Source organism: Paenibacillus sp. FSL K6-1566 (genome assembly GCF_038050475.1).
Taxonomy (GTDB): domain Bacteria; phylum Bacillota; class Bacilli; order Paenibacillales; family Paenibacillaceae; genus Paenibacillus_AQ; species Paenibacillus_AQ lactis.
In genome coordinates this window covers 437,123-461,336 of sequence record NZ_JBBOSR010000001.1, presented here as the reverse complement: position 1 = coordinate 461,336, position 24,214 = coordinate 437,123, and the positions used below count along the sequence as shown (strand labels likewise).

21 protein-coding genes are annotated in these 24,214 nt (G+C 53.8%); 11 read left to right on the top strand and 10 right to left on the bottom strand.

The window, feature by feature from the left end:
* Positions 1 to 148: 148 nt before the first annotated feature.
* Positions 149 to 1,009, bottom strand: a complete 861-nt coding sequence (locus NST08_RS02010; protein ID WP_341034541.1) for an AraC family transcriptional regulator — start codon at positions 1,007 to 1,009, stop codon at positions 149 to 151.
* A 128-nt stretch (positions 1,010 to 1,137) separates the two neighbouring features.
* On the opposite strand from NST08_RS02010, the gene NST08_RS02005 reads away from it, so the two are divergent.
* The 8 genes from NST08_RS02005 (at position 1,138) to NST08_RS01970 (ending at position 10,901) form a co-directional block, all read left to right on the top strand.
* The gene (locus NST08_RS02005) at positions 1,138 to 2,427 is read left to right on the top strand and encodes a Gfo/Idh/MocA family oxidoreductase (RefSeq protein WP_007130644.1); all 1,290 of its coding nucleotides are present in this window, start codon (positions 1,138 to 1,140) and stop codon (positions 2,425 to 2,427) included.
* Positions 2,428 to 2,541: 114 nt separating this feature from the next.
* Complete coding sequence (locus tag NST08_RS02000; RefSeq protein WP_007130645.1) at positions 2,542 to 4,359, top strand: cache domain-containing sensor histidine kinase; 1,818 nt, start codon at positions 2,542 to 2,544, stop codon at positions 4,357 to 4,359.
* On the top strand, positions 4,334 to 5,575 hold the full coding sequence (locus NST08_RS01995) for a response regulator (RefSeq protein WP_341341399.1): 1,242 nt from the start codon (positions 4,334 to 4,336) through the stop codon (positions 5,573 to 5,575). The genes NST08_RS02000 and NST08_RS01995 overlap by 26 nt, the downstream gene beginning before the upstream one ends.
* Positions 5,576 to 5,585: 10 nt before the next feature.
* Positions 5,586 to 5,876, top strand: a complete 291-nt coding sequence (locus NST08_RS01990) for a helix-turn-helix transcriptional regulator (RefSeq protein WP_341341398.1) — start codon at positions 5,586 to 5,588, stop codon at positions 5,874 to 5,876.
* 147 nt (positions 5,877 to 6,023) lie between these two features.
* Positions 6,024 to 6,938, top strand: coding sequence for a carbohydrate ABC transporter permease (locus tag NST08_RS01985; protein WP_007130647.1), 915 nt, complete (start codon positions 6,024 to 6,026; stop codon positions 6,936 to 6,938).
* 4 nt (positions 6,939 to 6,942) lie between these two features.
* The gene (locus NST08_RS01980; protein ID WP_007130648.1) at positions 6,943 to 7,782 is read left to right on the top strand and encodes a carbohydrate ABC transporter permease; all 840 of its coding nucleotides are present in this window, start codon (positions 6,943 to 6,945) and stop codon (positions 7,780 to 7,782) included.
* A 72-nt stretch (positions 7,783 to 7,854) separates the two neighbouring features.
* Entirely contained in the window at positions 7,855 to 9,171 is a 1,317-nt protein-coding gene (locus NST08_RS01975; protein ID WP_007130649.1) for an ABC transporter substrate-binding protein, read from the top strand.
* Positions 9,172 to 9,254: 83 nt separating this feature from the next.
* A complete protein-coding gene (locus tag NST08_RS01970) occupies positions 9,255 to 10,901 on the top strand; it encodes an MGH1-like glycoside hydrolase domain-containing protein (RefSeq protein ID WP_007130650.1) in 1,647 nt (548 codons plus the stop codon).
* A gap of 109 nt (positions 10,902 to 11,010) precedes the next feature.
* Here the strand turns inward: NST08_RS01970 and NST08_RS01965 are convergent, their stop codons facing one another.
* A complete protein-coding gene (locus NST08_RS01965; protein ID WP_007130651.1) occupies positions 11,011 to 12,030 on the bottom strand; it encodes a Gfo/Idh/MocA family protein in 1,020 nt (339 codons plus the stop codon).
* 39 nt (positions 12,031 to 12,069) lie between these two features.
* The gene (locus NST08_RS01960) at positions 12,070 to 12,843 is read right to left on the bottom strand and encodes a sugar phosphate isomerase/epimerase family protein (RefSeq protein WP_007130652.1); all 774 of its coding nucleotides are present in this window, start codon (positions 12,841 to 12,843) and stop codon (positions 12,070 to 12,072) included.
* A gap of 141 nt (positions 12,844 to 12,984) precedes the next feature.
* On the opposite strand from NST08_RS01960, the gene NST08_RS01955 reads away from it, so the two are divergent.
* Positions 12,985 to 13,803 carry a helix-turn-helix domain-containing protein gene (locus NST08_RS01955; RefSeq protein ID WP_007130653.1) on the top strand — a complete coding sequence of 273 codons (819 nt, stop codon included), beginning with the start codon at positions 12,985 to 12,987 and terminating at the stop codon, positions 13,801 to 13,803.
* 154 nt (positions 13,804 to 13,957) lie between these two features.
* Here NST08_RS01955 and NST08_RS01950 read toward each other — a convergent pair whose 3' ends face one another.
* From NST08_RS01950 to NST08_RS01920, 7 genes are all read right to left on the bottom strand, one after another.
* On the bottom strand, positions 13,958 to 14,806 hold the full coding sequence (locus tag NST08_RS01950; RefSeq protein ID WP_040738813.1) for an arylamine N-acetyltransferase: 849 nt from the start codon (positions 14,804 to 14,806) through the stop codon (positions 13,958 to 13,960).
* A 145-nt stretch (positions 14,807 to 14,951) separates the two neighbouring features.
* On the bottom strand, positions 14,952 to 16,013 hold the full coding sequence (locus NST08_RS01945) for a bifunctional transcriptional activator/DNA repair enzyme AdaA (RefSeq protein ID WP_007130655.1): 1,062 nt from the start codon (positions 16,011 to 16,013) through the stop codon (positions 14,952 to 14,954).
* Between the two features lie 307 nt (positions 16,014 to 16,320).
* Positions 16,321 to 17,190: a carbohydrate ABC transporter permease gene (locus NST08_RS01940; protein ID WP_210094238.1), complete on the bottom strand. Its 870-nt coding sequence runs from the start codon at positions 17,188 to 17,190 to the stop codon at positions 16,321 to 16,323.
* Between the two features lie 18 nt (positions 17,191 to 17,208).
* The gene (locus tag NST08_RS01935; RefSeq protein WP_007130657.1) at positions 17,209 to 18,084 is read right to left on the bottom strand and encodes a carbohydrate ABC transporter permease; all 876 of its coding nucleotides are present in this window, start codon (positions 18,082 to 18,084) and stop codon (positions 17,209 to 17,211) included.
* A 51-nt stretch (positions 18,085 to 18,135) separates the two neighbouring features.
* A complete protein-coding gene (locus NST08_RS01930) occupies positions 18,136 to 19,461 on the bottom strand; it encodes an extracellular solute-binding protein (protein WP_341341397.1) in 1,326 nt (441 codons plus the stop codon).
* Positions 19,462 to 19,558: 97 nt separating this feature from the next.
* Complete coding sequence (locus NST08_RS01925) at positions 19,559 to 21,121, bottom strand: response regulator transcription factor (protein ID WP_210094239.1); 1,563 nt, start codon at positions 21,119 to 21,121, stop codon at positions 19,559 to 19,561.
* The gene (locus NST08_RS01920) at positions 21,118 to 22,932 is read right to left on the bottom strand and encodes a sensor histidine kinase (RefSeq protein WP_341341396.1); all 1,815 of its coding nucleotides are present in this window, start codon (positions 22,930 to 22,932) and stop codon (positions 21,118 to 21,120) included. Before NST08_RS01920 ends, NST08_RS01925 begins: the two co-directional genes overlap by 4 nt.
* A 545-nt stretch (positions 22,933 to 23,477) precedes the next feature.
* On the opposite strand from NST08_RS01920, the gene NST08_RS01915 reads away from it, so the two are divergent.
* Positions 23,478 to 23,768, top strand: a complete 291-nt coding sequence (locus NST08_RS01915; protein ID WP_341341395.1) for a hypothetical protein — start codon at positions 23,478 to 23,480, stop codon at positions 23,766 to 23,768.
* Between the two features lie 201 nt (positions 23,769 to 23,969).
* Positions 23,970 to 24,140: a hypothetical protein gene (locus NST08_RS01910; RefSeq protein WP_007130661.1), complete on the top strand. Its 171-nt coding sequence runs from the start codon at positions 23,970 to 23,972 to the stop codon at positions 24,138 to 24,140.
* The last annotated feature ends 74 nt before the right edge of the window (positions 24,141 to 24,214 follow it).

Genomic DNA, 24,214 nt, shown 5'->3' with positions numbered 1-24,214 from the left:
CCAATCCACACTCCCGGAGGCTCTGGGGCGGTCGCTGCGGCGACATGTATCCTCAACACATGCGATTATGTCAAAACGCACTCACCATTCCCCTCCCCCAGCTCCCTCTTATGCAAGCAAACCAATCAAGCTCTCGGTCCCCTCATCCCTACGGCCTGTACTGCCGGCGATATTCCCTTGGCGACATGCCGACGATCCGCTTGAACACTTTCCCGAAATGCGAGAAATTGCCGAATCCGGCATGCAAGGCGACATCCGTTACGGAATCGCCGGATTCGCGCAGCAGACGCTGTGCTTCTTTGATCCGCAGCAGATTCACGTAATCGCTGAAGGTAAAGCCTGTCATCTGTTTAAACAACCGGCTGAGGTAATACGGGCTGATCCGGAAGTCTTCGGCGACACCGGTCAAGGTGACGGGGCTTTGGTAGTGCCGGTTCAAATACTGCACGATCGCCTGGGCTTTCGGATGAAGAGCCGGCTCGGTGTCCGCCGGGCGGACCTGGCCCAGATGCCGGCCCCGGTAAGCTTGGAGCAGCAGCTCCAAAGCGCGATGTCGCAGCAGCTGGCCGCTCCCCGCTTGAGGGCGGACCATCTCGCCCACCATCTCGTCCACGATGCGCCGGATCGCTTCTCCTTCGGCGGTTGGAAGCCGCAGCAAAGGAACCTCCCAGCGGAAGGGCTCCAGCAAGCTCTCCTCGAGCTCGGACGAAACCGATAAATCGCCGAATAAGCCTGGGCTTATATACAGGACGACCCGGTCGTGGTCGGGCCGGCCGCTGTCCAGCGTCTTATGCACCGCATTCCGGTCGACGAATACGAGGTCCCCCGCCATCACTCTGTACGAGCGGTCCTTAATAAAGTAAATACGCTCCCCGGACAAGAGATAATACAGCTCATAATGGTCATGAAGATGATCGGTCGCCATCGAGAAATACCCGATCCGGCGATCATATTCAATATCCAGGTATCCGCCCGGATCGCGGTACTCCGCTTTGAACGGTCTCACCATGCGCTCGCCCCCTCTTGTTCTGAATTATAGCAAAATATGCGGTGTTTGAAAGCGATTACGCATAAAATGCGGAGAAAGAAGTGTTCCCTTGTTATAGGCTTGAGCTATATTCAAGGAGGCGATTTAAGATGAGCAGCAAAAAACGCTATGTCCTGGTCGGAACCGGGGGCCGGGCCGAATTTTTCTACGGTGCGCTGGCGGAGCATTTCCGCGATCAATCCGAGCTTGCGGCCTTTTGCGATATCAACCATACCCGCATGAACTATGCCAACCGGCTGCTTCGCGAGAAATATAACCACCCCGAGGTGCCAACCTACGGCGCCGATCAATTCGACCGGATGATCGAAACGGAGAAGCCGGACTACGTCATCGTGACAAGCATTGACAGGACGCATCACAAGTACATTATCCGCGCCATGGAGCTCGGCTGCGACGTCGTAACGGAGAAGCCGATGACCGTCGACGAAGAGAAATGCCAAGCCATTCTGGATGCCGCCAAAAGGACGGGCCGAAACATCCGGGTCACCTTCAACTATCGCTATGCGCCCCATCATACCAAGGTGCGGGAGTTGATCATGAACGACACCATCGGACAAGTGACGTCGGTCCATTTCGAGTGGCTGCTCAATACGCGCCACGGCGCAGACTACTTCCGCCGCTGGCATCGGGATAAGCGCAATAGCGGCGGGCTTCTCGTTCATAAATCCACCCATCATTTTGATCTGGTCAATTTCTGGATCGGGTCTCAGCCGGAAACCGTGTTTGCTTTTGGCGATCTCATGTTTTATGGAAGGGAAAATGCGGAAGCCCGCGGAGTAACGCAGTTCTACAACCGGGCGACCGGAAATCCGGTCGCCAAGGACGATCCCTTCGCGCTCCATTTGGATTCCAATGACCATCTGAAGGCGATGTATTTGGATGCGGAGCAAGAGGACGGCTACCAGCGGGATCAGAGCGTGTTCGGGGACGGCATTAATATCGAGGATACGATGGGCGTCCTCGTCCGTTACCGCAACAAAGCCATCCTGACCTATTCCTTGGTCGCCTACCAGCCATGGGAGGGATACCGCCTTGCCATCAACGGGACCAAGGGCCGGATCGAGATGTCGGTCATCGAGCAGTCCTACGTCAACTCGGGAGGAGATAAGAAGCTGGAAGGCGCGTTGAAAGGAAAAAGCCTCCGCGTACTTCCGATGTTCGGGGCTCCGTATGAAGTTGAGGTTGAAGAAAAGGCAGGCGGCCACGGCGGCGGCGATCCGGTTCTGCTGAACGATCTGTTCGGAGAGGCCGCGGAGGATCCATTCCACCGCGCGGCCAATCATATCGATGGGGCCCGATCGATCCTCACGGGAATTGCAGCCAACCGCGCCATCGCAACCGGTATGCCGGTTCATATTCATAGCCTGGTCCGCTTCTAGGAGCGCATAGGACGGCTTCCCGCCGGCATACACACATCCATAAGGCTGCGTGCTTCACGCAGCCTTTTTTGCTGCTTGAACAACAAACAAGTGGCAAACACAAGGAGGGGTTTCATGTTTTTCTCACTAAAAAGCCGACTCATCGGATTGATCGTGGTGCTCTTCGTACTCTCGTTCGGCACGCTGTCCTTTCTGCTCTTCAGCGAGGCCCGCACCGTCATCCGTTCTTATATCGAGTCCTCCGCCTTGGAAAAGATGGAGGAGTATGGCTCGTATGTCGATATGGTGCAGATGCAGATTTACGATGCCGCTTCGCTTGTGTTCAACAGCGACACGACCAAGAACTGGGACAGCGCCTTGAATGACAAATCGATGACCGAAGGCGAGAAGATGCTGGCCAATCTGGCAATGAGCCGCTTCCTTACTCAGGCAACCAACAGCTATACCAGCATTTCCGATATTTCGGTATACCGCGAGGACGGCCTGCGAGTCGGTGGTGAGAATCAAGTCGCCTTCGAACCGGCATTCCTGCAGGAGAGGTGGTATCGCAGCTTCTTCGACTTGGGAGAGCGCTGGCTTCCTGCCCACATCGATGCTCACGAACGAGTTCGGGACCATGGAAATCCGGTCATCAGCCTGTTGATGCCGATCGGCACATTCCACCATCAAGCGGCTCAAACGGTCATGAAGGTAAATGTGAGCGAATCCTATTTTCTGGAGCCGCTGAACAGGATTCACTTGGCCAAGAACAGTACGATCTTCCTTTTGAATGAAAAGGGCGGGCCGATTCTTTCCCAACAAGCGCATGAGCTCGGCGCCGAGGCCGCGCACGAAATAGACCGCATCCGGAGCGGGCCGATGAAATCAGGGGTTGTTTATCTGGACAACGCCGAAGGAAAGCGCGACATCCTGGTCTACAAGAAGCTCGGGCGAACCGGATGGATGCTCGCCGGATTGGCGCCGGAGCAAGAGCTGTATGCCTCGCTTCATAGACTTCAGAGCACGATCATAGCCGTCACGGCCATCCTAGTCCTCGTCTCGCTGTTCGCGGCGGCCTGGCTCTCCTATGGCGTAACCAAGCCCCTTACCCGTCTCGTGCTGGCGATGAGGCAGGTGCAGCGCGGCGCTTTCGATCAGGCCGAGACGATGTTGCCTCCTGATAAAAACGTAAAAAGCGAAGTCAGCTACGTTATCTCCACCTTCCGTTATATGATCAGCCGTCTCCGGCAGCATATCCAGAACGAATTCGAGCTCAAGCTGCTTCGCCAGCAGGCGGAATACAAAGCATTGCTTATGCAGATCAATCCGCATTTCATGTTTAACACGCTTGAGCTCATCAGCAGTCTCGCAATGCAGCGCCGAACCGACGATACGGTTCAGGTCATCGAGGATCTCGGCAAAATGATGCGCTTTTCGATGAACACGAGCGATGACCGGGTTGCCCTAGCGGAAGAATTGGGTTATGTCCGGCACTATATTTCCATTCTTCAAACCCGCTTCGGCGATAAGCTTCGCATCGATATCGCCGAGGAAGGACGACTGGAAGCACTGATGGTCATTAAGTTTATCCTTCAGCCGCTCATCGAGAATGCGGTCAAGTACAGCTTCCGGCACCAGCCCATCGCCATCGTGGAAATCCGGGTTACCCGGGAGGCCGACCGGCTCCGCCTGCGCATTTCCGATAACGGACCCGGCATGCCGAAAGGCATCTTGCGGAAGCTGCGAGATCAGGATGCCACCCCGCAGCTGGACCCGATTCTGGACAGCCGGAGCTGGCATATCGGACTAGGGAACGTCATCGCCCGCTGCCACCTGCACTATGGTTCATTGTTCACGGTTAACATCCATGCCGAAGAAGGAACCGGCACTTGCATCGAGCTGATATTACCGGCACAGGAGGAACGTTATGTACAACGTATTGATTGCGGATGATGAAATTGAGGTACGCGAAGGGCTAAAGCTCAAAGTCGACTGGCAAGCCTCCGGGTTTCAGATCACCGGCGAAGCGGCCAACGGCTTGGAAGCGGAGTCCCTGCTGAAAGCCGGCCATTATGACCTGCTGATTACCGATATGAGCATGCCCGTTATGGACGGGGTGAAGCTGCTTGACGTGTGCCGGAGCTATATTCCCGACATTCGGATCATGATCATTACCGGCTACGAGGATTTTCAATACGCAAGAGCGGGCGTCCGCAGCCAAGCCGCAGACTATTTGCTTAAGCCCGTAACACGGGACGATCTGAAGTCGGCACTGGAGCGCATCAAGGCCAGCCTCGATAAGGAGCGGAAAGTGCGGGATGAGTCGGAGATGATGCAGTGGCGACTATCCCAATACTATCAGGAAATGAAAGGGCGATTCCTAATGGACTTGGTGAGGGGAGACCGGATTCCCCCCTCCTCGTTATCGGAACGCCTCCGCTTGTTTCATCTGGATGCTTGGCAGGAATCCGAAGTCTGCTTCATCACGGCGGGCATCAGATCAACGCGTTCACGGATGGAGGCTGGCGGCCGGGATCTGGAACAGCTCCGCCTTCCGTTTCATATGCTCTGCCATGAACTGGCACAGCTTCATTCGGAGAATATCCAGATGTTCCGTGATCATGCCAACGCGGCTACGGTGCATTGCGTTATCGCAAGGGGACTTCAACAGGAGTTCGCCCGCAGGCTGACGGAACAAGCCGATGCGCTACTGGACGTTGACGTTCTCATCGGAATAGGCCGGCCCGTAACGGGCTTGGCGCGTTGGAAGGAGGGCTATCTCCATTCCCTCCTCGCTTGGAACATGGCTTGGCGTCAGGGCGGACCTACCCCTGCCCCGGTAACGGATCACAGCCCGTTATTGCCTGAGGAAACGAGCAGGACGGGACATCATTCGGAAGGAACTCCGGGACGCTTTTGCTATTTCCTCTCCCCGGTTCTACCGCTGCATTTTTCAAATTTCGCTTCTCATGGAATCAATCTTGGCCGACGTACCGCGGGATCTTCCCGAACGCGAGCCGATCGGTCTCTCCCCGGATTGGGTCCTGCTGATGGAGTCGCCCGAGCAAGCCGAGCGCCTGCTGATGGAGTGGGCGCAGCAGTATGCCTTCGGAGAACGGGAAACACACGCCGAGCAGACGGTGATCGAATCGGCCAAGCGGTATATTGAGGAACATTACATGCAGGACCTTACACTGACAAATCTGGCCGAGCAATACAACTACCATCCTACGTATTTTTCGGAGATGTTCAAGGAAGCGGCAGGTGTCACCTTCATTCAGTACGTCACGGAGATGCGCATGAGGCAAGCGGTTCGCCTTCTGACGGAGACGGGACTCACCGTTTGGGACATCGCGGAGCTGGTCGGATTCTCCTCCCCCGGCTACTTCAGTTCCAAATTCAAAAAGATGTTTCACATGAGCCCGTCGGACTTCCGCTTGGCAGCCACCCGAAAAAAACAACAATCATGATCCGAAGAAATGAGATTCCGCCTTCCGGACTCCCCCGTTATGATGAATGCAACGGATCGTGCACCGCGCCATTTGTAAGCGGTCACAATGCGCTGATCGAACTACCGGTCAGGCTACCACTGCATCATACCCGAAGGGAGGCTCATGATGAGAAATTCGTCCAAACCCTTGTATGGACAGCAGAACAAAACGGCATACCTCTTTTTGCTTCCTTGGCTCATCGGTTTTTTCTGTCTGACGCTCGGGCCGATGATTGCTTCATTGTACTTATCCATGACCAAATTCAACCTGTTGTCATCGGCAACATGGACCGGACTGAGCAACTATGTCCAAATTTTTAGCGAAGATGATACCTTCCGGCGATCGCTATGGCTGACGTTCTATTACGTCTTCTTATCCGTGCCGCTCCGGCTCGCCTTCGCACTCTTGGTCGCCATGGCGCTGAACAAGGGCATCCGCGGTCTCGGCATCTATAGAACCGTGTATTACATTCCTTCGCTGTTAGGGGGGAGCGTGGCCATTGCGATCGTATGGCGCCAGATCTTTGATGGCAGCGGACTTGTCAACCAGTTCTTAAGCTGGTTCGGAATTACCGGACCTTCCTGGATCGCGCATCCAGATTATGTGATCTATACGATCGTGACCTTGTCCATCTGGCAGTTCGGATCGGCGATGGTCATCTTCCTTGCCGGCCTCAAACAGATCCCGGCAGACCTCTATGAAGCTTCGGGGGTCGATGGTGCCGGGAAACTGCGGCAATTTTTCAGTATTACGCTGCCGATGCTGTCACCCGTCATCTTTTTCAACCTGATCATGAGCATGATCAATTCCTTTCAAGCCTTCACGCCGGCTTATGTCATCGGCGACGGGCGTGGAGGACCGCTGGACGCCACCATGTTCTACACTCTGTACCTCTATCTCAAAGGGTTCTCGTACTTCGATATGGGATATGCGTCGGCGCTGGCATGGATCATGCTGGGGATTATCGGCATCTTTACGGCAGTCGTCTTTCTGACATCGAAGTTCTGGGTTTTCTATGGCGACAACCAGGAAGGGAGGTAACGATATGCCATTGGAGCGCCGCCTTATTCAAGCTGGAAGGCATGCGGTTATCATTCTGCTGGGCATCGCCATGCTATACCCGGTCTTATGGCTCGTCTTGAGCTCGTTCAAACCGAACCATCTAATATTCAACAGTTCCGGCCTCATTCCCGAGGTGTTTACTCTGGATCATTACGTAAACGGGTGGAAAGGCCTGCAGGGCGTGTCCTTCGGCCGGTTCTTCAGCAACTCGCTGGTCATCTCAATCCTCAGCGTCATCGGAAACGTCGTGTCCTGCTCGCTTGCAGCCTATGCATTCTCACGGTTGAAGTTCCGGCTCAAGGGCCTGTGGTTCAGCATCATGCTCGTGACCATCATGCTTCCGTACCACGTGACGCTGGTGCCCCAGTACATTATGTATAATGAGCTGCATTGGATCAATACGTACTTTCCGCTGATTCTCCCGAAATGGCTTGCCCATGACTCGTTCTTCATCCTGCTGATGGTGCAGTTCATACGCGGTATTCCGCGCGAGTTGGACGAGAGCGCAACGATCGACGGGTGTGGTCAGGCGCAGATCTTTTTCCGAATCGTGGTTCCGCTTCTCGTACCCGCCCTGATCACCACCTCGATCTTCACCTTCATCTGGAGCTGGGACGACTTCTTCAGTCAGATGATTTATTTAAGCAAAATCGACCTATTCACGGTTCAGCTCGGCATTCGATCCTTATTCGACCCTTCCGGACAATCCGATTGGGGCGCCTTGCTGGCCATGTCCACGCTGTCGCTGCTGCCCGTGACGATCATCTTTCTGTTATTTCAGCGGTATTTTCTCGAGGGCATCGCCACGACAGGCTTGAAGTAAAGTTCCCTGCAGAAAAGCATCGTAATTGATGGCTTGTATAGCACGAATCACGAATTTTTGGGAGGAATAACGATGTTAAAGCGAATCATGGTTGGCATGTTGGCTTCTCTTCTCTTGTTCATCACAGCCTGCTCCGGAACGGATCATACGGGTAAGAGCGGAAGCACTGGTTCAGCGGGCGAAGCCGAAGGCCAAATCGAGCTGCGGATGATGTGGTGGGGAGACCAGAAACGCGCGGATATTACGAACGAAGCTCTTAAGATATTTATGGAAAAACATCCAAACATCAAAATCGTAGGCGAGTTCTCGCCCTCGTCGGGATACTTCGACAAGCTGAACACGCAGCTTGCCTCCGGCACCGCTCCCGACATCTTCTTCCTGGGCGGGAACGTCGTCGACTATGCCAAGAAGGACGTCCTGTTGAACCTCGATCCTTACGTCGGCAACGAGCTGAAATTGGATGGCATGGATCCGGCAATGGTGGAATACGGGCGCATCGACGGCAAGCTGCAGCATATATCCGCCGGTGCGAATGCAAGAGGAATTGTCATCAACAAGGCGTTGTTCGAAAAGGCAGGAATGCCAATGCCTAACCAGGATTGGGACTGGGAAGAGTACGCTGCAGTCAGCCGGGAGCTGTCCGAGAAGCTTGGGAATGGCGTATACGGAACGTATAACTTCACCGTGGACGGTATGGACATCTACTTGAAGCAGCGCGGAAAGCAGCTGTACGACATGGAGAACGGTACGCTCGGCTTTGCCCAAGAGGATATTCTGGGATGGTTTGAATATTGGGAGAGGGCATCGAAAGCCGGCGGCGTGGTGACGCCGGAGCTCCAAGTCTCCAATCCGCATGACGACACGAGCAAATCGCTGTTAATTACCGGCAAGGCGGCTATGAGCCTCCTTCCTTCGAATCAGCTGGCCGCTTTTCAGAGCCTAACGGAAGACCCGCTCGTGCTGTATCCGGTCCCGCGAGGTCCTAAGGGAACCGGCGTCGTGTTCGAATCGAGCCAAGGATTGTCCGGTTATGCCAATACGAAGCATCCGAAAGAAGTCGCCTTATTAATGGATTTCTGGATTAATGATCCGGAAGCCGCCAAAATCCTCGGCAATGACCGCGGGGTGCCCGTCACGGAGGCGAACCGGGAGCTGCTGCAGAAGGAAGCCGGACCCGTCGAGGAGATCGTCTACGCTTATACGAGCCTGGTATCCGAGGCGACCAAAAAAGAGCCGTTCGACGTCAGCTATAACCCGCCGGGGTTCGCGGAATTCTCCAAGCTGGCCCAGACGACAACCCAGGAGATCGGCTTCGGGCGTAAAGACGTCAAACAGGCTGTGGCAGACTTTTATAACGGCACGGTCCGCATTTTCGAATCCAATCAATAACCTAACTTCTACCGTCATGTGACGCCGAGCACCGCGCTGGAAGCTTCGCGAGGAGCTCGGGGAAAAGGAGGTGGCTTTAGAGCATGAACGAAAATGCAATGGAGAAGCTGCGCCGGATGTCGATTGAGGATCGGGTGCGGCCGGTCAAGCAGGAGGATCCGCTGCTCTTAGCCGAGTGGCAGGAATCGGGCGTCCGGTTCGCCGCTTCCGGCGGTAATCTGGAAGATGCTTACTATGCCGCGCTGCAGAAGCTTCTTTGCTGCATCGTCCCCATAAGGGGCCGCAATCCCATTCTCCAGGAGGGCGGCATCTATCTCGGGTGCTGGCTGGAAAGCACGGGGACAATCAATGCCGAGCTGTTGTCCCGCTTTCTTCCCTCTGTGGCCGAGTCGACTTATTTGGCCTTTGCCGACTTCCAGCGGGACGACGGCTTAATTCCATACAAGCTGACCGAGAACGGGCCGGCCTTCCGCCAGATCCAGCTGGTCACTCCGCTTGCACGCTGCATTTGGAATCATTACCGTCTGCATGGCCGGGACCGGTCCTTCCTGGACATGATGTATCAGGCCATGGCCCGGTACGACGAGTGGATTGCGCTTAACCGCAACACCCGGGGCACAGGCTGCGTCGAAGCCTTCAGCACCTTCGATACCGGTCATGACTTATCACCAAGGTTCTGGCATGTACCCGATACACCTTACGGGAGCGATGCGGCGGCCTTCCACCCGGATTCGCCGATCCTCCCCTTCCTGGCACCGGATTTAACGGCCAACATCTACTGCCAGCGGCTGTATTTGTCCCGGATCGCCGAGGAGCTCGGGCAATCCGGAGAAGGCTGGAGGGCGAAGGCCGTGGCCAGCCTGGACAGTCTCTTCCGCTATTGCTACGACGAAGAGGATATGTTCTTCTATGACCTGGACCGAAACGGCCGTTTCGTACGGGTCCAGTCCGACGTTCTGCTGCGGGTCATGGCCTGCGAAGTCGGCGACCGGTCCTTGTTTGATACCATGCTGGAGCGTTATCTCCTTAATACGAGCAAATTTTTTGCCAAGTACCCTTTCACCTCCTTGGCCATGGACGATCCACGTTTTGATCCGTTCTCTACTTATAACAGCTGGGGCGGACCATCCAACTTCCTGAGCCTGATCCGCGCGCCGCATGCGTTCGAAGCGCATCACCGTTATGTCGAGCTGACTTGGGTCATGCAGCCGATCCTGTCCGCCCTCGCCAGAGCCGAACGCTTCCCGCAGGCTTTGAGTCCGTGGACCGGTCAGGAGGGTTTTACGGAGACTTACTCGCCCGCCATCCTCTGCCTAATGGATTACGTGGAGCGGCTATGCGGAATCCTGCCTAAAGACGGAGAACGTCTATGGTTCACCGGCCTTCTGCCGGCAGCCATGGATCATGGAGAGGAAATCGCAGGCAGTACAGCTTATACCCGGATAGTGAACGGCATGCGTTTCGAGCTGACGAATGGTTCGGATACCATGACGATCCTCCGAGACGGAGCGGTTCACATTCAGGCTCCGTCCGGGATCCGGCTTATCACCGACACCGCCGGAAAACTGGAAGGGATTGTAGGCATGAGTGTACGAACCGTAACGGGAATGTTGCATTACGACGGCCGGTCAATAGCCGTCGAGATCAAGGGTAATGAACAGCAGCGCTACCAGGATGGAATCCTGACGACCGAGCGGGATATCGGCATTATTTATCCGACGTACCGCTGATAGTTTCCGGTTATCTACCGAATGATAAGGAAGCATCACCTCCAATTTATCCGTTCTAAAATGTAATTAGGGGAGCCGTATGATACGGCTCCCCTCTCTTATGAACTTATTACAGCTTCACGATTTTGCCGGTAGCCTGGGATTCGAACGCGCCCAGAATTACGTTGAGCGAACGGAGACCTTCTTCGCCGGAAATCCGCGGAGGCGTATTGGTCAGGATGCACTCCACGAACTCGTCGATAACGCCGCTCGGCACCTGCTTCTCGTTCGTTGCCATCGCACCGACTTTATATGTCTCAACCGTGCCGTCGGTCAGCTCGACGATCACTTCGTCGCCATGAACCGTACCGATCTTCATGGCACCCTTCTCGCACCAGAGCACGGTGCCGTTGTCGCCGGCCCGGTAATGCGTCCAGCTCGCCATCAAGGTGCCTACGGCCCCGCTCTTCATGCGCACGATACAAGTCGCATTGTCGTCCACGTCGGTGCCTTCTTTATGAACTGTGCCGATGAAGCCGGCAACTTCCACGATTTCATCGTTCAGCAAGTAACGGATGAAGTCGGATTTGTGCACGCCGAGGTCGCCCATGGCGCCCATAACCGCTTCCTCCTTGCGGAAGAACCAGCTGTCGCGTCCGTCCAAGCTCCATCCCTCCGGACCGCCATGACCGAAGGATGTACGGAAGGTCAGCACTTTACCGAGCTTGCCGGAGTCCAGAATTTCCTTCGCCTTCACATGCGGAGGCATCAGGCGCTGGTTGTGTCCGACCATCAGATAAACGCCGTTCTTGCGGGCAGCCTCGATCATCTGCTCCCCTTCTTCGGCATTGGAAGCCATCGGCTTCTCGACCAGCACATGCAGGCCGGCATTAGCTGCCGCGATCGTCATTGGCGCATGCAGGTAGTTTGGTGTACATACGCTTACGGCATCCAGCTTTTCATTCTTCAGCAACTCCTGGTAGTCCGTGTACGCCGTACCGCCGTACTGGGCCGCCATTTCTTCGGCACGCTCCTTCACCGGATCGGCGAAGGCTACCAGCTCCACGTTCTCATTGTTGGCATACTCAGGAATATGTCTGCGCTGGGCGATCGCGCCGCAGCCGAATACAGCTACTCTAATTTTGCTCATGAACAATTCTCCTTTTCCTCGTTCTCAGGTACGAATTAATTAAAATTGGTTCAAATAGTTCTGCTTCAGCCAGTTCATGCTGTTCTCCACGCTTTGGAGCGGCGGATTCTGGCATACGTCCTGCTCAACGATCAGCCATTCCGTGCCTGCATCGGATGCAGCCTGAATGACGCCCGGCAGGTTTACGTCGCCCTGGCTAAGCTCCAGCGTCTTCATGTTCCCCTCGGCATCCTTGCTGAAGTCCTTCAGATGGAGAAGCGGCAGACGGCCAGCATATTTCGGAATATAGGCAAGCGGGTCCTGACCGGCAAATTGTACCCAGCATACGTCCATTTCCACTTGCACAGCTTCAGGTGAGGTTGCCGCATACATGGCATCAAATACGAACGCTCCATCCACTTTATCTTCAAATTCAAATGCATGGTTGTGATAACCGAAGATAAGACCCTGCTTGCGGGCTTCAGCCCCTACCTCTTCCAAGAACGCGAACAGCTTCTTCCAATCCTCGGCATTCTCGCGGTCCTCCGGAGCAACGTATGGACACATCATATATTTCGCGCCGATCGTCTTCAGGTAATCGATCTCCTTCTGCAGATCCTCGCGCAGCAGATGCAGACCGACGTGGCTGCCGATCGCTTTCAGTCCGAGCTCTTGAAGAAGCGTTTTCATTTCTTCGGCGGGAATGTCTCCGTAGCCTGCAAATTCAACACCCTCATAACCCAATTCCGCCACCTTGCGGAGCGTACCGCGGAAATCCTGTGCCGTCTCGTCGCGCAGCGTGTACATTTGCAAACCGATATTCATTCTTCTCATGTTTGGCGCACCTCGATTCAAAATTTGGGTTAATGCTCAATCTGCTACTATCATACAAGGAAATGGGCTAAAATGAACATAAACAATATGGCTGCAACATGAACTATCTGCTTATATTTTTCACTGGAGGTTTTGGCCATTATGGATGCAAGACTGCTGATCTGCGACTATTCGTACCACTTCCAGCAATTCAGCAACAGCCATCGGGGCGGCTTGACGAACTATTTGTTTCGTCTGCAGACGGAAGGATCCTGTGAGGTGTACTGCAACGGAATCGTGCACCATGTGCAGGGGGGAGATCTGCTGCTGCTGAAGCCCGGCGACGAGTACGAGCTGCGTGTCAAGGACGGCGGCGGGGAAGGCCGCGTGTCCAGCGGGGATTATTTCATATTTTGCGATGGGGCATGGATCGATGAATGGTGGGGCCGGATACAGCGCCCGGTCGTCAGCCGGATCGGGCTGGACGATCATCTGCTTGGACTATGGAGACATCTCCTCTTGGAGAAACGGCGCGGAATGGACGGGGAAAACGATGAAATGACAGGCTACCTGCTGCGCGGGCTGTGCCTCAGCCTGGATCGCGCCATTACCGAGACGAAGCCGGCCGACCGCCTCGCCTTTACAGCCCTCCGGCTGAAGCGGTTTGTGGAGGAGCATGCCACGGTTACCTTTAAGCTGGAGGATGCGGCAAAGCACGTCGGCCTGAGCCTGTCGCGGGCAGTCAAGCTGTTCAAGGAGTATTACGGCAAGACGATGATTCAATATGCTTTGGAAATCCGCCTCAACGCGGCCGTTGAGCGGATCAAATACAGCACGATGACGCTGGAGGAAATCGCGGAAACCTCGGGGTTCGCCAGCTATTCCTACTTCCACCGCGTCTTCCGCGCCAACTACGGCATGTCGCCGGTTAAATTCCGGGAAGCTGCCACCGTCCCGGCGAGTCCTGAGCGCCTCATTTGAGTGTATTCTTCAACGAATACGCGGCCTATGAGCATTCTTCAACCAATGGCGGCAGCCCATGAGTATTCTTCAACTTACTGACGGCAGCCCATGAGTATTCTTCAACCAACTGGCGGCGGCCTATGGGATTTCGCTTCTATGAAAAGAGGCATCATTATTCCTTCCATATATCCACCCCGAGCTGCCGGAGAACATTAACCGCCTCTTCTACCGGCAGCTTGGGGAGTTTGAATTCTTGATTGATGACTTCACGTAATTCTCCAAGATCCGACAATACCCGCTTCTCGACCGTTCCATCGATATACCGGATGCTCAAACCATTGTTGACCAAGGACAGCGAACGCTGCTGATCCAGCTGCCAAAGCTGGCAGCGCAAGGTCGAAGTAAACATATCATCCGGCTTGAAATATTGCCGTATCGCAGGCTGGAAATCATCAAATTGATAGGTTTTTCTCGTATCGAAGGTCCACAAGAGATCCGTTTGCAGCTTGCCGTCGACATACCGGTAATACGCATAGGTTCCCGGTTCGCCGGCTGGGCGTAATCTTACTTCAATACCGGCATACGCAGACACGTAATCGGGCTCGCTCATCAATCGAACCGGCTGAAAGAATGGTGCTGCATTCCCGCAATCCACATAGACCTCTTCCTCCTCATCAGGAAGCTGAACGAGCAATCCGACATGCCCGCCTCCAAGCAACGTGTAGCGGCTGCGGAAACCAAGCTGTGTCAACAACTGTTGAAGGCTGCTGTTGATCATGTAGCAGGTCCCCCCCATATTGAACTGCAGCAGCTGATCCACGAACCGCTTTGCATCTTCCTGGAGGCTTCCTGTTTGATGATACTCATGGAATCGAAGGAGTGTACTGATATTCTCAAACGGAATCCGGTTATGATGCGCCGTGCAGATTTCAGTTAAATACGCATAGGAAGGCTCCTTTAACGGAACTTGAATATAGTTCAGATAATTGGTGACCCATTGGGGTAATCGCTCTTGATCCATCACGATGATCAGTCTCCCTTCTCCGATAGTGGAAGCTATGCTCTTTATTTTAAAGACCTTCCATCTGAATACATCATACGAACGACTACTTAATCGATACAAAAAAAGTCCGGCCCGAGCTAAGACCATTCCCTACGACTTAAGTCTAATTATCAGCTCCGGCCCCCATCGCCCTCTCATGGTTTAACAGCCACTGCTTGCGCGACAATCCCCCGCCGTACCCGCCCAATTCACCATTCGCATTGATCACGCGATGACAGGGTATGACAATCGCGAGCTGATTCGCCCCATTCGCCTGAGCAACAGCACGGTACGCGGTTGGCTTTCCCATCGTTGCCGCGATTTCGCCATACGAAGACGTTTGACCGGTAGGAATCTGTAATAACCGACTCCAGACTTCGGTTTGAAACGGAGATCCCAACATGCGCAGAGGGGTTTGAAACACCGTTAATTTCCCGTCAAAATACTCGCCCAACTCACGCTCAATCGAACGGAGGGGGGCGGTGCAACCCGGAATGATTGCCGAACGGGTTCTCCGCCGAAGTCGTTCAACCTCGCGCTCCAGCCCTCTGCGATCAACGAATTCAAGCAAATATAACGCTTCCTCGTCCGCAATCGCGATCATCGGCCCGAGGCGCGTGTCCAGCCAGGAAGCTCTTAGAACACGGTGATGGCCTGACCGGGTAGGCGCTGCGCCCATAATCCGGGAAAAGGCATCCCGAAACCCGCTGCTGGACTCGTAACCGATCGTCAGCTGGGCATCGATGACGGCATGTCCCTCCCGAATCTGCTTCAAGGCAAGCCCCATCCGCCGTGCCCTTGCATATTCGACAAAGGTCATCCCGAACCGCTTTTTGAATTGGCGCCTCGCCGTTGAGGCATCCACCGACAGCTCCTGAAAGTCCTGGTTGGTCCATCTCTTCTCCGGGTTTGCCTCCACCGCGTCTACAAGCAGCCGAACCAGGTCGGACACCTGATTGGGATGCGAAAGCGGCCGGCATCGTTTGCAGGGCCTGTAGGAAGCAAGCAGCGCTTCTTCGGCCGTCCCAAAAAATTCGCAGTTCTCGATTTTCGGCTTCCTTGCCGGGCATGTCGGGCGGCAGAATACGCCGGTTGTCTTAACGCCTACATAAAAGACGCCCTCGTATTCCGACTTCTTCTCCAGCAGCGCCTGGTAATATTCCTGTTGATTCGAGGCTGATATCATGCAAAATTCCTCCCGTATCCTTTGTTGGCACGCCATGTGCGACCGTGGTTCATGTTGTGAGCTGCTTTGGGGTAATCCAGGCACCGCCATTTGTTCTCATTATATTTCTTCTGCAAGCATGACATCGCCGAAAATCGTGCATGAATTTTTTTAAAATTAACACGTTGAATCCACCGCCATCAACAAAAACCCTCTTCCGAATGAATCGGTAGAGGGTTTTCAAGATGCATATGAAGTGGAACTTCCTGAATCCATCGACTGTATTCCCGCTATACGGTACAGTTTGTTAATTTCCCTTGCAGCTGACTTAACCTTTAATCGAGCCGGCCACCATGCCCTTCATGATCTGCTCCTGCAGGATCAGGTAAGCGACAATGGTCGGAATGACCGCGATGGCCATAGCTCCCATCGTCAACGCATAATCCGTACCGAAGCCGTCCGAGAAGAGCGACAGACTGAGAGGCAGCGTCTTCAGCGCTTGGGTATTGATAAAGACGAGCGCGAAGGAGAAATCGTTCCAGAACCGCAGGAACGCCAGAATCGAAATGGTTGCCACGATCGGCATACAGAGCGGAAGAATCATTCTGCCGAAGATTCCCCACCAGCCGCTGCCGTCGATCATGGCCGCTTCCTCGATCTCCCTTGGAATCGATGACATATAAGCCATCGACAGGAAGATTGCGATCGGCAGCTCGAACGCCGTGTAGGGAAGAATGAGCGCCCCGTACGTATCGAGCAGGCCGATGTTCTTCATCATAATGAACAGCGGTACAAGCGTGCTGTGAATCGGGATCAGCAGGCCTGTCGTGAACAGAACCACGACGGCCTTTTTGAACGGGAACTGGAATCTGGACAGCACATAGGCAGCAAGAACGCTGAGCAGAATCGTCAGGGCGACGGATATAATGGTCACCACGGTCGAATTCAGCATCGCGCGGCCCATATTTCCAAGCTCCCACGCCCGGAATATGTTCTCTGACATCCATTCCTTCGGCAGGCCGTAAGGATTGGTAAAGAAATCCTGATTGGATTTAAACGCGCTCGTAAAAAGCCAGTACAGGGGGTAGAGCGTAAGAATGGCGTAACCAAGCAGCAGCAGTTTGACGAACCCGGATAATCCCTTCATGATCGTTCTTTTTCCCGAAGCGCTTCCGATACCGGTTGTCTGTAAATTCATGTCGCTCACTCCTTCCTGTTAACTTGACTTTCTGCGCGTTGCAAAATAGTTGATGGCGATCAGGATCGCGCTGACAATCATGATCATGGTGGATACGGCCGAGCCGTAACCGTAACGATAGACGCTGAACGTGCTGTTGTACATGTAGGTGGCAAGCAGCTCCGTCGATTGCGCCGGTCCGCCGCCCGTCATGACGATAACGTGGTCGAACGCCTTCAAGCTTCCCGAGATGCAGAGCACGATGGTAACGACGACCGTGCTCCAGATCATCGGCAGCGTAATGTTTCTCAGCTTGTTCCAGCCCGAGGATCCGTCGATTTTGGCTGCGTCATGAATCTCCGGGGAGATGTTTTGCAGCGCTGCGATAAAGATGACCAGATACGGGCCGACGTTGGCCCAGTTGATCGGAATCGAAATCGCCAGCATATTCACCTTCGGATCCGACAGCCAGGCCCGGGTCCACGATTCCAATCCGAGCATTTCCAGCACGTGGTTTGCAATTCCGAACTGCGGGTGGTAGATGTACCCCCAGATGAGGCCGACAACCACCGTGGAAAGAACCATCGGCATAAATACGGCCGAACGGATGAACCGGCTGAAGAGCGAATTTTTAAACAGGACGATCGCCAGAACCAACGCGATGGGCACCTGACCGATAATCGAGGACACGACCAGGATCAAGTTGTTGCGAAGAGCGCGCCAGAAGATCGGATCCTTGAACATCTCTTTATAATTATCAAGTCCGATAAACGTGGCTTCACCAAACCCTTTCCAGCTGAAAAATCCGTAATAGGCCGACCAGAACACCGGGATGATGACAAATATCAGAAACAACAGAAGCGCAGGAAGAAGCGCTATGGCTATAAATCCTTTGCTTCTCATCGCTGTAGGCATGGCAGCCTCCTCCTCCTATCCTTATCCTTAAGCATGTTCAGGGCTGACAATTTACGGAGTAGCGGATCTGGCTTGCGCATCCTGCAGCTTCTTAGCCACATCTTCAACGGAGCCGCCCATCATAATTTCTTGCAGACCGTTGTTGATGACTTCAGCTGCTTCTGCAGACAGATAAGCATCGTATACCGGCGTGATTCCCGTCGATTTCACAAGGTTGTACGCCTTGTAGTAAAGGGAAGTTACTTTGGATTGGTCGATCTCGGCATCGTACATAACCATGGAATTGCTCTCGGCAATGGATTTCTGGGCTTCCGGTCCGCTCACGGTGTAGATCAGCTCCAGTGCGAGCTCCTTCGCTTTGCCCTCGGTTCTGCTGCTGAGCGCAAGTCCGCCGCCGGCGCCGCCGGAAATGGTGTTCGCTTCGCCTTTGCCGCCTGAAATCGCCGGCAATGTGGTTACTTCAATGTCCTTCATTTGCTCTTCCGTAGAAGATGCCGCAAGATTCGTCAAGGTCCAAGCACCGCTGATCATCATCGCTGCATTGCCTTGAATGAAGTACTGCTCGGCTTGCGTGTTATCAATGCTGTTCGCGCCTTCTTGGAACGCCTTGTTATCCACGAGCTGCTTGAAATAGCCAAGCGCCTCGATGAATTCCGGATCGGTGAATTTCGCTCCCTGCTGGGCAGCGGCATTCTTGAACCATTCCGTACCCGTTACCCGGTCCGCAAGCGAGCCGAGAATCGTCGACTGGGCTACCCACGGCGCCTTGTTGCCAAGCGCAATCGGCGTGATTCCGTTGTCGTTGAACGTCTTGATCGCGGTCATCATTTCATCCCACGTCGTTGGCACCTTCACGTTGTGCTTCTCAAAGAGCGCCTTGTTGTAATACAGGATCGATGTCGCCGACATTCCGAGCGGAGCGGAATATATCTGGCCTTCTTCAAATTCGAATGGATCGAATGCGCCAGGGAGGAACTTCTCTTTCCATTCCGGATGCGCATCCAGCACTTCCGTAATCGGCTGGAGCAGCTTCGCTTGATGCAGCTCGGACGATTGGCTTCCGGCATAGACGAAGAATACGTCCGGCATTTCGTTGGCGGCAGCCACCGTGCTCAAGCGCTGGCGATAGCCGTCCGGCGGGATCGCCTGTGCGTCCAGCGTAACCTCCGGATGATCCTGTGCGAACTGATCGATATAGCTGCGAACGGCCTTCGCCCGCAGGTCGTCACCGGCAAAGTTGTGCCAGATCGTCAGCTTTACCTTCTCCGAGCCGTTCGTGCTCTCGCCGGCCTTCTCACTGCTCTTTCCGCCGCCGCAAGCGGCCAGGAGCAGAGACATGGCCAGCAGGACTAGACCTATTTTTCTTCCTGGTCTCATAGTTAAATCCCCCTTTTATAATCGTTCGGATGGGTTAATCTCTTGATGATCGTCTTTAGTATAAAAGAGGATATAGCGCTTACATAGGGGATATACTTCAGTCCATAGAGGGACAAAATTCAGGATTTGCCCGATATTCCGACGGGGTCTGTCCGGTCCATTTCTTAAACAGCCGGTTAAAGTACTTGATGTCCTCATAGCCGATTTCATTGGCAATTTCGCTGATTTTGGCCGGTGTCTCCCGAAGCAGCACCATGGCCTTCCGCAGCTTCGCCTGGGTGACGAATTCAATATAATTTTGACCGGTTTCCTTCTTGAACATCTCGCTGAAATAGTTCGGATTCATGTGCACATGGCGGGCAACCTGCTGGAGCGACAGGCTTTGGCCCAAATGCTCGTGAATATAGGCGATCGCCCGTTGAACCGGTGTCGTCGCCGATACCATTTCACCGTACTGCTTCATGATCAGCCCGAGATAACGGGTCAGCACGCTCTCCGGCGAAATCTTCAACTCCCCGAAATGGATCGGCTCCTCCGAAGCCAGCGGGCTGGAATACCCGATCGAGTCCGCCGCGCGTTCAAGCCAGCGCTGCGCATAGATGAGCAGGGAATGCAGATATGCCTGCACCGATCCCGGGGTTGCGTCCGGATCGCTTGAAATCCGCTCGAGCAAACGCCCGATCCAGGCATACAGAGCCGGCTCCTGGCCGGAACGAAGCAGCGAAGCGAGCTCCGCTTCCTCGTCCTGCGTGCATACGGTCCGGATCCCTTTACGGCCGGAGATGTCCTCAAAGCGGATGCTCCGCTCATGCCCCAGCAGCCATGCATAGGAGGCAGCCTCCTCCGCCGAAGCCACGGCAATATGCAGCTCCGAGGCCTCATGAACGGGCCGGCCGCTTGCGGCTAAGACCCGGCAGCCGTGCCGGGTCTCCCACGCTCGGACGGCGGCGTTCACCCGGTCCGGGAAGCCTGGCTCGGTTCTAGCAAGCACAAGCAGCGCGCCGTTCCATTCAATCCACGCGCAGGGCAGCTCTTCGGCGAGGACGGAGCCTAGGGATGCGTTGCATTCGGTTGGCCGGGATGCTTCGTCCCCTTGCTCCATCGCCTGAATGGACAGCAGCCAAATTTGAAGCGACTTGCCCGCTTCGATGCGAAGCTGGGGATATCGGTTCCACAACTCAGCTATGCTCGCTTCATCGGGCGAAGAGCCCGTTGCAAGCACCCTTCGCAGAAAGCTGCGGTTAACGGCGGCTTCCTGCTCCATGCCCTTGGCGTGATGCTGCCTGCGCGCTTCAATCCGTGCCCTCGCCTGATTGGCAGCCTCGATGATTTCGGTCGGCCTGCTCGTCTTGAGCAAATAATCGCTGACCCCCTCCCGCATCGCCTGCTGGGCATAAACGAACTCGTCATAGCCGGAGATGATAATGATCTCGATCTCGGGAAAATGCTGCCGTACCTCATGAGCCAGATCGAGCCCGCTTGCGCCCGTCATCCGAATGTCGGTAAATATAATATCCGGCATCTCGAGCGGAAGCCGCTGAAGGGCTTCCTCAGCCGAAGCCGCGGGGGGAAGCACAGTATAGCCATGCTCCGCCCATTGAATCACCGTGCTCAGGCCATTGCGAATGATCACTTCATCATCAACGATCAATACCTTCAAGGTTTGTCATCCCCTTTGTTATTTCCTTCATGGCCGGTGTCATCCATCGTATCCGGTATCGTAAACAGGACCCGGGTTCCGGCACCTTCGGTGCTTTCGATCTCCAAGCCGGCATCCCGCCCGTAATGGAGAAGAAGCCGTTTATGCACATTGCGCAGCCCGTAGCTCCCGCGCTCGGCTTTCTCCCGTTCTTGCTGCTGCGGATGCTCCGTCAATTGCTCCTGCAGCCATCTGAGGCGATCCGGGGACATCCCGATTCCGTCATCCTCCACGGTGAAGCGAATACCGCCCGGTACGCGCTCCCCGTAAATCGTAATCATCCCTAGGCCGTCCCGGCTCAAAATACCATGCAGCATGGAGTTTTCCACGAGGGGCTGCAGCAGCAGCTTCAGCATCGTCTGGTTATACAAGCTCTCCTCCACGCGGACGTCAAACTCGAACTTGTCCGGGTACCTGATCTTCTGAATATTCACATAATGGCGGACATGCATGATCTCTTGCTGAATCGTGCAGTATTCCTGGCCGTTGTTCAGGCTGAACCGCAAAAAGTCGCTGAGCGAGCCCACCATCTCGGCAATCTTTACATCCTGGTTCATCAGGGCCAGCCAGTGGATGGAGGATAGCGTATTGTAAAGGAAATGCGGATTGATCTGTACCTGCAGCGCGTGCATGTCCGCTTCCTTCTTCAGCGACTCGCTCAGCTTTACCTCATCGGTCAGCTTCACAATCCGCGAGCTCAGACGGTTATAACTGATGATCAGCTGGCCGACCTCGTCAACCGTTTTGACCGGGAGGGCCGGCAGCGGCTCCTCGGGACTGGAGTTTTTCAGGAACTTCGCGAGCACGGACAGCGGGTTCGTAATTTTCTGGATCAGAAACAAGACGAGCACGATCACGAACACGACGGCCACGGTGACCGCCACCGCCGTTAGCTTCAAGAAGTATTGGTTCTGCGAGCGGTATTCCTGCGACGGGATGATGCCGACGAGCTTCCAGTTCACGCTGGACATTTTTTTATATAGGATGGTCTTCTTGTCTTCATCCTTGCCGTAATCCATGCTGCCGCTGACGCCTTCAAATTCGCCGATGGAAGGGTAGTAATCCGAAAGCGTCAGATTGGTCTCCATATCCGGCGGGCCGACGATGATCCGGTTCTGCTCGTCCAGAAGCAGCACGAAGCCGCTCTTCTCCAGCACCGCCTGCCGGAATTGGTTCGCGATGACCGCTTGATCGAGGTTGATCTGCAAATTGCCGATCGGCTTGTACTTGTCCGTGCTGCGGATCGGCCTCGCCAGGGTGATCACCTTCCTGACTCCTTCAAAAGTCCACTGCCGGTGGACGAAAGACCACCATTTCGGATGCTGCGCGTAATAATCCGGAATCTCCTCCGTAATGTCCTTGAACTCGGATCGCACCAGCGATTTATGGGAGATCGGATCCTTATTGCCGAGCGGCTCCACGATAATGTTGGCGATGTAGTCTTTGGAAAACGCCAGATTGGTCAAAAAGTTGATGACGGTCGTCTGCTGAACGTAATTGCTCTCGGACGACTTCAGATAGGACTGCACTCCGTTATGGCCGATCAAAAACAGCGACATGTTCTCAACATCCTTCACCATCGTATCGAGATACGCTTCAAGCTGGCGCAAGGTGTTCATGCCCGTAATTTTGGCCTTCTCCTCCGTCAGGCTTTCCGCCATGTTAAAAGAGAAAAAGCCGAGAAACAGCAAAGGAACCATCGTCGTAATAATGATAAGCAGCGATAATTTATGCTTTAATGATTTCCCAAGCCATTGCTGCAATGCGTTCACCTCATTTATACCCTAGGGAATGGGTCCGTAAGGCTAGTTAGCTTTGTATGCGGTTACTACAAAATTGGACAACGGTCGACATCCACCAAGTTTATTACCTATCTTAGAGGATACTTAAGACTCAAGTAAATGGTATTAAAGGCTTAGGGAGGAAAATATACGTTCCCTTCATCCCGCTCACCAGAAATCCAGGAAGCAGCTTATGGGAAGCGCCTTTTGCAGCCTTACATATTACCTTCTGCAGCTTGTCTTAAAACCGGAAGATCTCTTGGCCCAATGGGCCTTGAAGCCATTAGTAAGCTTAGAAGACTCCAATTAAAAAAGCCTCTGCAAATGGTCAGCGGCAGCAGGCCGGGTGAGCTTTGCATGCCTGCGATACCAATGCTTTGAGCTGCATTCTATAATCTATCACAAGCCGTTTAGATTTGCAGAAATATGCAATACAGCTTTAAAGAGCACAGTATGTCCCGATATGAACCAAACTTTATGGGATAACTTGTGTTTTTATAATTAGATACTTAAAAAATCTTATTAGGAGGAGAAGCATGCAGGAAAAAAGCAAATTAACTATTATGATTGGAATCTTAATTTGTCTTATAATTATTGCTCTTAAGCCAGTCCCCCAAAATAATGCTCCTGATTTTCCATCATACGTCAGCGAGTCAGTTGTACAACTAGCTGAGAACAGAATAGCTATAGTTGAAACAGAAACTAATTCTGGACTGAGTGGAGAAGTAATTGTTTTGGAGTTCAATGAGGACAGGAAGACCTTTGATCCTATTGGAAGATATAACTATCTTGACTTTTTTAAAAACCCTGAAAAATACAATTTCTAAAACTCGATTTTTATTTTTAGCTTTATTTTGCTAAACGAAGACGGATAAAAATGTCCAAGGCAAAAAGGGCGCAAGATATAGCAAAGGATACATCCTCTTCTCCTAATTGATGTAAGATGTCCATTTTCTTTGCCTGAAATGGATTTCGTATGCTTTCGCTCTAAATCGGGGTGTTGATTCTGTGGGAGGAGGTGATGCACTGTGAGCATGGGTTTTTCCGCATTTGCATTCTTGCCGCTTATCGCATTAATCGTTCAGGGGCTATTCGCACTGCTTGGCCTTTATGCGCTGTTTCTTCTGATCAAGCTATTGATCCGGCTCATCACGGCGGTCGAGCTGTACATTGATGATAAGAAGAACCGTCGTCTATAAAAGGATGCCTGACGTCAAATAACATGCAGGTTTCTTTTGGAAGACTTGCCTAAAACCTAGGGGGCTCCCTACCG